This window comes from Sphingomonas segetis, from assembly GCF_009720245.1.
Classification (GTDB): domain Bacteria; phylum Pseudomonadota; class Alphaproteobacteria; order Sphingomonadales; family Sphingomonadaceae; genus Sphingomicrobium; species Sphingomicrobium segetis.
Genome location: NZ_WJSQ01000119.1, coordinates 1 through 8,517 on the forward strand (window position 1 = coordinate 1; position 8,517 = coordinate 8,517).

General features: G+C 66.7%; 5 protein-coding genes. 3 read left to right on the plus strand and 2 right to left on the minus strand.

Annotation, left to right across the window (positions count from 1 at the left end):
• Positions 1–796: MFS transporter (locus GH737_RS10980; protein WP_155264862.1), on the plus strand; the 796-nt coding region annotated here is incomplete at its 5' end.
• Between the two features lie 12 nt (positions 797–808).
• On the opposite strand, the gene GH737_RS10985 is transcribed toward GH737_RS10980, so the two are convergent.
• Positions 809–4,210 (minus strand): efflux RND transporter permease subunit, encoded by a 3,402-nt coding sequence (locus tag GH737_RS10985; RefSeq protein WP_155264863.1) that lies wholly within the window; start codon positions 4,208–4,210, stop codon positions 809–811.
• A gap of 177 nt (positions 4,211–4,387) precedes the next feature.
• Positions 4,388–5,587, minus strand: coding sequence for a pyrophosphate--fructose-6-phosphate 1-phosphotransferase (locus GH737_RS10990; protein ID WP_155264864.1), 1,200 nt, complete (start codon positions 5,585–5,587; stop codon positions 4,388–4,390).
• A gap of 93 nt (positions 5,588–5,680) precedes the next feature.
• Here GH737_RS10990 and GH737_RS10995 point away from each other — a divergent pair, with 93 nt between their 5' ends.
• Entirely contained in the window at positions 5,681–6,382 is a 702-nt protein-coding gene (locus tag GH737_RS10995; protein WP_155264865.1) for a DUF4336 domain-containing protein, read from the plus strand.
• Positions 6,383–6,903: 521 nt separating this feature from the next.
• Positions 6,904–8,256: a cell division protein FtsZ gene (gene ftsZ, locus GH737_RS11000; protein ID WP_155264866.1), complete on the plus strand. Its 1,353-nt coding sequence runs from the start codon at positions 6,904–6,906 to the stop codon at positions 8,254–8,256.
• Positions 8,257–8,517 lie beyond the last annotated feature (261 nt).

Below are 8,517 nucleotides of genomic sequence, written 5' to 3' on the forward strand. Positions count from 1 at the left end.
GCTCGCGCTCGGCATCGCGCTCGGCCCGGCAGCCGGCACGCTCGCGGGCGGCCTGATCCTCGCCTCCTGGGGCTGGCGCCCGATCTTCGTCGCGTTCGGGATCGTCACCCTGCTGTGGCTGGCGCCGTGGCATTTCGCCGTTCCAAGGCAGGCCCAGGCGAATGCCGCTCGCGAGCCGCGGGTCCCGGTTCGCGTGCTGCTCGCCAAATGGCCGTTGTGGTCGATGTCGATCGCCCACATCGCCAGCAACTACGTCTTCTATTTTCTCCTCGGCTGGTTGCCGCTGTTCCTCACCCGGTCGCGCGGTCTGCCGATCGGCGAGATGACCGCCATCGCGACGCTCGGCTATGCCGCGCAGGCGGTGGCGGCGCTGACGTTCGGCTATGTCTCCGACTGGTGGACCCGGCGCGGACGCTCCGAAGCCGCGGTTCGGCGCGCGATGATGTTCGGCGGCCAGCTGGTCGCCGCCGTGTCCGTGCTCGCGCTCGCTTACGCCGACACGCCCGCCGAGCTGTCCGTCATCCTGTGCTTCGCCGGCGTCGCCACCGGCGCGCTGTCGCTCAACACCTATGCCATCGCGCAGATGTTCGCGGGCCCGCGCGCCGCCGGCACCTGGGTCGGGGTCCAGAACGCGATCGGCAATCTCTCGGGCATCTTCGGGTCGATCATCACCGGCTTCATCGTCGAGGACGCGGGCTTCACCGCTGCCTGCTGGGTCACCGCCGCGGTCGCAGCATTCGGGGCCTTGTGGTGGCTGTGGGGCGTCCCGCGTATCGAACAGGTGGCGCTCGACTGACGCGCGGCCGCGTTATTCGGCAGCGACCGGATGTGCGGAATATGCATCCTCGGTGCCGAAGGCCCGCTTGAGCCAGCGCGCCAGCCGCGACTCGAGCGAGATGGCGATCGAGAAATAGGACGGCACCAGCAGCAAAGTCAGCACGGTCGAGAAGATCAGGCCGCCGATCACGGTGATGCCCATCGGCGCTCGCCAGCTGTTGTCGCCCGAAATCGAGATGGCGGTCGGAAGCATGCCCGCGACCATCGCCACGGTCGTCATCACGATCGGCTGAGCGCGCTTGTGCCCGGCTTCCCAGATCGCGGCGTTCTTTTCCATCCCGTGGTTCATCATCTCGACTGCGAAATCGACCAGCAGAATGGAGTTTTTCGCCACGATTCCGAACAGCATGAGGATTCCGATCAGCACGAACAGCGATACCGGCTGACCCGCGATGTGCAGCGCCACCGCGGCGCCGAGCGGAGCCAGCAGGAGCGAGCCCATGTTCACGAACGGCGCCAGGAAGCGGCGGTAGAGCAGGACCAGCACCGCGAAGACGAGCAGCACGCCGGACATCAGGGCGATCGCGAAATTGAACAACAGCTCGGCCTGCCACTTCTGATTGCCGAGGTTCATTTTCTGAACGCCCTGCGGCAGGTTGACGACGCTCGGAAGCGCGTTGACCTTGGCCCACACGTCGCCCTCGACCACGCCGGGCGCGAGGTCGGCGCCGATGGACAGCCGGCGCAGCTGGTTCGAGCGGCTGATCGTCGTCGGGCCCGAGCCGAACCCGATGTCGGCCACCGCGCGCAACGGCACCGAGCTGCCCGACGCCGTCGGCACCGGCAAATTCTCGAGCGTCTGGATGTCGCGGCGCGCATTTTCGGACAGCGACACCTGGATCGGCACCTGGCGGTCGGACAGCGAGAATTTGGCGCTGTTCTGCTCGATGTCGCCGAGGGTCGCGATGCGGATCGTCTGGCTCAGCGCCGCGGTCGTGACGCCGAGGTCGGCGGCCAGGTCGAAGCGCGGCTTGATCGTGATCTCGGGCTGCGCGAGCTGGCTCCCTACGCGCGGCGCGCGCAGGCCGGGGACGCTCTCCATCTCTTTCGCGATTTTCGTCGCGACCTCGGTCAGCTTCGCCGGGTCGTCGCCGCCGAGGAACAGCATGATGTCGCGCGAATCCCCGTCCGGGCCGCCGCCGTTCTGGCTCTGGAAGCTGACGCGCGCATCGGGGAAGGCGGAGAGGGCTGGGGACAACGCCCGCTCGAACTCGGTGCTTGTGACCTCGCGGTCCTTCCTGAGGACGATGTTGACCCGCCCGCTGGCGATGTTCACCCGCTCGAACACGCGCTCGACGTTCTTGTCCTTCGATACGAGCGCCGCGACCGCGTCGGTCGCCGCCTCGGTCTGCTTGAGCGTGCTGCCCGGCGGAAGCGTGATGTTGACTCGGGAATAATCGTCGTTCTGCGGCGGAAAGAAGGATTGCGGAAGCATCGCGAACAGCACGCCGGTGAGCACCAGCGTCGCCACGCCCGCGCCAACCATTGCCAGTCGGTGGTCGAACACGCTCGCCCAGCCGAGCCTGAGGATCGAGCGCGACCAGGCGGCGAACGCGCTGTTTTCGAACCCGCGCGCCCAGCCCACGGCCAGACCGGCAAGGATGGTGATCACGAACGCGGCGATCGCGGCACCGATCAGCGTGCCGACGAACGCGAAGAACAGCATCACCGCGCCGGGCCGCGCGTCCGGCGCCGCCTTCTGCACCATCATGACGACGTTCAGCGCCGCCAGCACCGCGGCAATCCCGAGCGGAACCGCGAGGTACGCCATGCGCAGGTCGACGCGCGCCACGAGCGCTCGCCGCGCGACGGCCTTGGTCGTATCGAGACTCCAGTTGAGCACCTTCAAATAGATGTCCATCCACCGCCACGCGGCGTGCGGCTGGGCGCCGTGCGAGCGCAGGAAATAAGCCGCGATCAGCGGCGTGATCATGCGCGCCACGAGCAGGCTCATCAGCACCGACAGGACCACGGTGAACCCGAACGCCTTGAAATACTGCCCCGCGATTCCGGGCATCAGCGCGACCGGGAAGAAGACCGCGACGATCGACATCGTGGTCGCCATCACCGCGAGCCCGATTTCGTCCGCGGCGTCGAGCGCGGCCTGGTAGCCCGACTTGCCCATGCGCATGTGCCGGACGATGTTCTCGATCTCGACGATCGCATCGTCGACCAGCACGCCCGCGACCAGCCCCATCGCCATGGTCGACATGAAGTTCATGGTGATGCCCATCAGGGTCATGAAGTAGAAAGCCGGGATCGCCGAGAGCGGGATGGCGAGCGCCGAAATCGCGGTCGCTCGGATGTCGCGCAGGAACAGAAGGACGACGAGCACCGCAAGGATCGCGCCCTCGACCAGCCCCTCCATCGCCGACTTGTACTGCGCCTTGGTATAGTCGACCGTGTTGAACACCTCGGAGAAGCGGACCTTGGGGTTCTCCTTCTCGAGCGCCTTCAGCTCCTTCCACGCATTGTCGTAGGCGGTCACTTCCGAAGAGCCCTTGGCGCGCTGGATGTAGAAAGTGACGACCTGCCGCCCGTTCATCTTGGCGAGCGAGCGCTGCTCGCTGTTGCTGTCCTTGACCTCGGCGATGTCGGCGAGCTTGACGAAGCGCCCGCCGGGGAGAGCGATCTGGGTCTGCGACAGCTGGTAGGCGTCGCGCGCATTGCCGAGAACGCGCACCGACTGCTCCGATCCGGCGATCTCGGCGCGGCCGCCGGCGCCGTTCATGTTGCTCTGGCGGAGTTGCTGGTTTACCTGCGCCGCGGTGATACCCTGCGACTGGAGCGCCGCGGGGTTGAGGATCACGCGGATGTTGCGGCTGACTCCGCCGACGCGCTCGACCGCGGCGATCCCTTCCAGCCCGAGCAGCCTCTTGGCCACTGTGTTGTCGATGTACCAGCTGAGCTCCTCGAGCGTCATGTCGGTGGTCTGGGCGCCGATGTAGGAGATCGGCTCGTCCTCCGCGTCGACGCGGGTGATCTGCGGCTCGAGGATGCCTTCGGGGAGCGTGCCCCGAATCTGCGCGATCGCGTTGCGCACGTCGTTGACGGCGCGATCGGTGGGCGTTCCGAGCTGGAACTGGACGAAGGTCGAGCTGTAGCCCTCGCCGATCGAGCTGCTCATCTCCTCGACGCCGTTGACCCCGCGGATCGCGGATTCGACGCGCTGCGTGACCTGGGTCTCGAGCTCGTTCGGTGCCGCGCCCGGCTGGCTGACGTCGACCACCGCCGCCGGGAAATCGATGTCCGGCGCGTTGTTCACCTGCATCCGCGAGAAGGAGATCAGCCCCGCGAGCATCAGCCCGACGAACAGAACGATCGGCCCGACGGGATTCTTGATGCACCAGGACGAGATGTTGCGGAAGTTCATGGCCAGACTTCCTTCGAGGCGTGCGCGTTGCAGAGCGCCGGAGTTGAGGACCGGACTGTTCTATGTGTATTACTAATCTAAGTCACCGAGTCAAGGATCAGCCTCGCCGACAACGGCGCGGCGCGCAATGGAATCCGGGCAAACGGCCGCACCTTCTCGACGGACGTCAGGCGGCGGTCACGCCTGGCCGATCTCGCGCAGCAGCCCGGTGAACCACGGCACCGATGCGTCGAACGCCTTGCCGCCGGCTATCCGCTCGAACTCGATCGCGCGAAGCGTGCCGCCGCGCCCCTCGTCCTGCCCCACCACGCCGGACTCGCCGCGCAGCGCCGCGTCCACCGCGTAATTCGTGCACTCGCGGATCAGCGCGAGGTCGGCGGCGTTGGCGGCGGACGAGCGCGAGAAATAGCCGCTCTTCTGAACCAGCACCTTGTCGGCGCCGAGCTCGGCGGCGAACTGCTTCGCGAACCACTGGCCCGGGTTGATCTTGTCGAGCTGGACGTGGCCAAACGGGTCGCGCGGCACCTCCTCGCCCGCCGCCTCCATCGCAGCGACCACTTCGCTCACACCCGCGCCTTCGGAAATGAACAGGTTGACCCCGTCCTCGACCTCCATGATCGCCCGCAGCCGCTTCGCCTCGTCGGCGATATCGAACGGCCGCTCGGGAACGAACACTCCGTGGACGTCCCAGCGCACGGCGCTGTTCTCCAGCCACTCTGCGAATTCGGCGCCTTTGACCCACTCGTGATGCGCGAGCGCGGTGGCGGCGGTCAGCCACCCGCAATTGCGGCCCATCACCTCGTGGACGATGAGCATCCGCGGGTTCGACGAATGCTCGGCGATGATGTTGCGGGCGTAGAGCGCGCCCTGCTCGGCGGCGGTCCAGGCGCCGAGCGACTGCCTGATCGGGACGATGTCGTTGTCGATGGTCTTGGGCAGACCGACCACGGTGAGCTGATAGCCGTTGCTTCGAAGATAAGCGGCAAGGTCGGCCGCTGTGCCGTTGGTGTCGTCGCCGCCGATCGTGTGCAGCACGTCGACGCCGTCGCGGCTGAGCTGCTCTGCCGCGACCTGAAGCGGGTCCTGCCCGGGCGCGACGAGCCCCCGCTTCACGCAATCCGCGACATTGGTGAGCTTCACCCGGCTGTTGCCGATCGGGCTGCCCCCGAACGCGTGCAGCTTGTGCGCGTTGGCCCGCACCTCTTCGGTCACCTCGACCGAATCTCCGGTAAGCAGCCCCGCGTAGCCGTTGCGGTAGGCGATGATCCGCACCCCGGGCGCGACCGCGCTGTAGCGTTCGATCAGCCCGCCGACGGCGGAGGAAAGGCACGGCGCGAGCCCGCCGGCGGTGAGCATGGCAACGGTGGAGACTGGCATGCGCGGCACTGTGCCAATTCATCGCCGCCGCCGCCAGAGTGCTCGGCCGCAATGGGTGGAACGCCGCCGAGCGACGCCCTAGACTCCCGCGCCATGCTCCAACCCCTGGGCAGCGATTTGTGGTTTGCGGACGGCGGGATCGTGTCGTTCAACGGCTTCGATTATCCGACGCGGATGGCCGTTGTGCGCCTTGCCGACGGCGGGCTGTGGCTGTGGTCGCCGGTCGAAAGGACGCCCGCGCTGGAGGAAGGGGTGCGCGCGCTCGGCCCGGTCCGGCACATCGTCAGCCCCAACAAGCTGCACTATCTGTTCCTGGCCGAATGGCAGGCCGCCTTCCCGGACGCGAAATTGTGGGCCACGGCCTCGACGATCGGCAAATGCCCCGGTCTCCATTTCTCCGGCGCGCTGGCCGCCGACCCGCCGGATGACTGGGCGGGCCAGATCGATCAATTCTACTTCACCAATTCCCCGTTCGTGGACGAGCTGATTTTCTTCCACCGCGCCTCGCGCACGGCGATCATCGCCGATCTGTCGCAGACCTTCAGCGAGGATTTCCTGATGCGCCACTGGCCGTGGTGGATCCGGCCCATCGCGAGGCTCTCGAAAATGGTGGAAGGGTGGGGGTGGCCGCCGATCGACTACCGCCTCAGCTTCCGCCGCCGCGCGAGCGCGCGCCCGAAAATCCGCGCGTTGATCGACGAGCATCCCGAGCATGTCCTCGTGGCGCACGGCGAGGTCGTGAGGACGGGCGGCGAGGCCTTCCTGTGCCGCGCCTTTTCGTGGTTGCTACGGTGATGCTCGTTATGCCCGCTATGGGTGGATCGCGGACGTGAGCAACAACGCGGTGACGTTCCTCTGAGAATGGGCCGGAAGCGGACATGAGAAAACGCTGTCCTACACGGCGCCGTTTGTGGTCCATGGCGGCCGATGAGCGAACCGATCCGCGAACCGATAGAGCCCACATGCTCCCGTCCGCACGCGGGGCGGGTAACCGACTCGCGCTTCGTTGGCGTGAAATGGCGTATCGAAGATCACCGAACGGTGGAATCCGACACATCCGACAACCCCAGTTTTCGCTCTTCCGAGTGTCGGATTCGCTGACCCTTCCGGACCTGCGAACAGCCAGATTTGCTGCGGTGGTGAATTTTCGTGCGGAATGGCGCGGCGGGCTTGCGCGTTGAGGTGAGTCTTTCATGCGACACTCGCCCACACTTTTTTCGCCTCCGTTAACTTTTCCGCTTGGCATGCGAGTCGCAATGATTCATGGATTCATCGTGGAGGCTCAACGCGTTGTCGCATTGGGGGGAATTTAAATCATGAGCATCGATTTTATCCGGCCTGAGGTCGACGAGCTTCGTCCGCGGATCAGCGTGATCGGCGTCGGCGGCGCGGGCGGCAACGCCATCGCCAACATGATGCGCGCCGACGTCCAGGGCGTCGATTTCGTCGTCGCCAACACCGACGCGCAGGCGCTCAACAATTCCGAGTCCGACCGCCGGATCCAGCTCGGGCTCAAGATCACCCAGGGGCTCGGCGCCGGCTCGCGGCCCGAGATCGGACGCGCCGCCGCCGAAGAGTCGCTCGACGAGATCATGGCCGCTCTCGAAGGCGCGCACATGTGCTTCATCGCCGCCGGCATGGGCGGCGGCACCGGCACCGGCGCCGCTCCGGTCATCGCCAAGGCCGCGCGCGACAAGGGTATCCTCACCGTCGGCGTGTGCACCAAGCCGTTCGCGTTCGAAGGCGCGCGCCGCGCCCGCTCGGCCGAATCCGGGCTGCAGGAGCTCCAGCAGCACGTCGACACGTTGATCGTCATCCCCAACCAGAATCTGTTCCGGCTCGCCAATTCGGAGACGACGTTCAAGCAGGCCTTCGAAATGGCCGACGAAGTGCTCCAGCAGGGCGTCCGCGGCATCACCGACCTGATGGTCATGCCCGGCCTCATCAACCTCGATTTCGCCGACGTCCGCTCGGTGATGAGCGAGATGGGCAAGGCGATGATGGGAACCGGCGAGGCCGATGGCGACAACCGCGCCATCGAGGCCGCAGAAAAGGCGATCTCCAACCCGCTGCTCGACGGCGTGTCGATGAAGGGCGCCAAGGGCGTCATCATCTCGATCACCGGCGGCGAGGACATGCGCCTGATGGAGGTCGACGAGGCCGCCAGCCACATCAAGGAGCTGGTCGACCCCGACGCCAACATCATCTGGGGCTCGGCGTTCAACAACGACCTCGGCGGCCGAATCCGCGTGTCGGTGGTCGCCACCGGGATCGAAGCCGAGGTCGGCGCGCAGCCGGCACCGGCCAAGGTGTTCAGCTTCCCCACGCGCCAGGCCGCTTCCGCGCCCGTGGCCGCGCCGGAGCCGGGTGCTCCGACCGTGGAGGACACGCTCGAGGTCGACCTTACGCCCGAGGCGGACGGCGACGACGAGCTTCTCCTCGGCACCGACGACATCCTCACCAGCCCGGTCGGCCCGACTCCGATCGCGCCGCCGGCCGACGACGACGACACCGCGCAGCCCAACGCCGCCGCCGGCGGCACTTTGTTCGAGCGCATGTCGAACATCGCCCGCGGAGCGCCCAAGGCGCAGATCGACGAGGACGACACCGGCTACCGCCGCGAGCCGATCGACATCCCGCGCTTCCTCAACCGGCAGAACAACCAGTAACCGGCTAGACAGCGATGCAGGAGGGCAGTCGCGGCGCGGTTGCCCTTTTTTCGTTATTTTGCGGCTAAATCGGCGATTTCTTCTGCACCTCACCGCCCGCTTCGCACGGTTGGCCGTAACCGCTCTAGGCAGAAAGCTCCCGGTAAGATTCTCTGCTGCACCGGGAGGGTCGATGCGGGGATATTCACGAATTTCGTTTGTCGGAGCGCTGTGCGCGTGCGCCGCCGGGCTGGCGTGCGCCGTTGGCGCGCCGGCCGCGGC

Bases quoted from the DNA above. Each gene is read 5' to 3' on its own strand.
- GH737_RS10985 (WP_155264863.1), bottom strand. From the start codon at position 4,210: ATGAACTTCCGCAACATCTCGTCCTGGTGCATCAAGAATCCCGTCGGG.
- GH737_RS10990 (WP_155264864.1), bottom strand. From the start codon at position 5,587: ATGCCAGTCTCCACCGTTGCCATGCTCACCGCCGGCGGGCTCGCGCCG.
- GH737_RS10995 (WP_155264865.1), top strand. From the start codon at position 5,681: ATGCTCCAACCCCTGGGCAGCGATTTGTGGTTTGCGGACGGCGGGATC.
- ftsZ (WP_155264866.1), top strand. From the start codon at position 6,904: ATGAGCATCGATTTTATCCGGCCTGAGGTCGACGAGCTTCGTCCGCGG.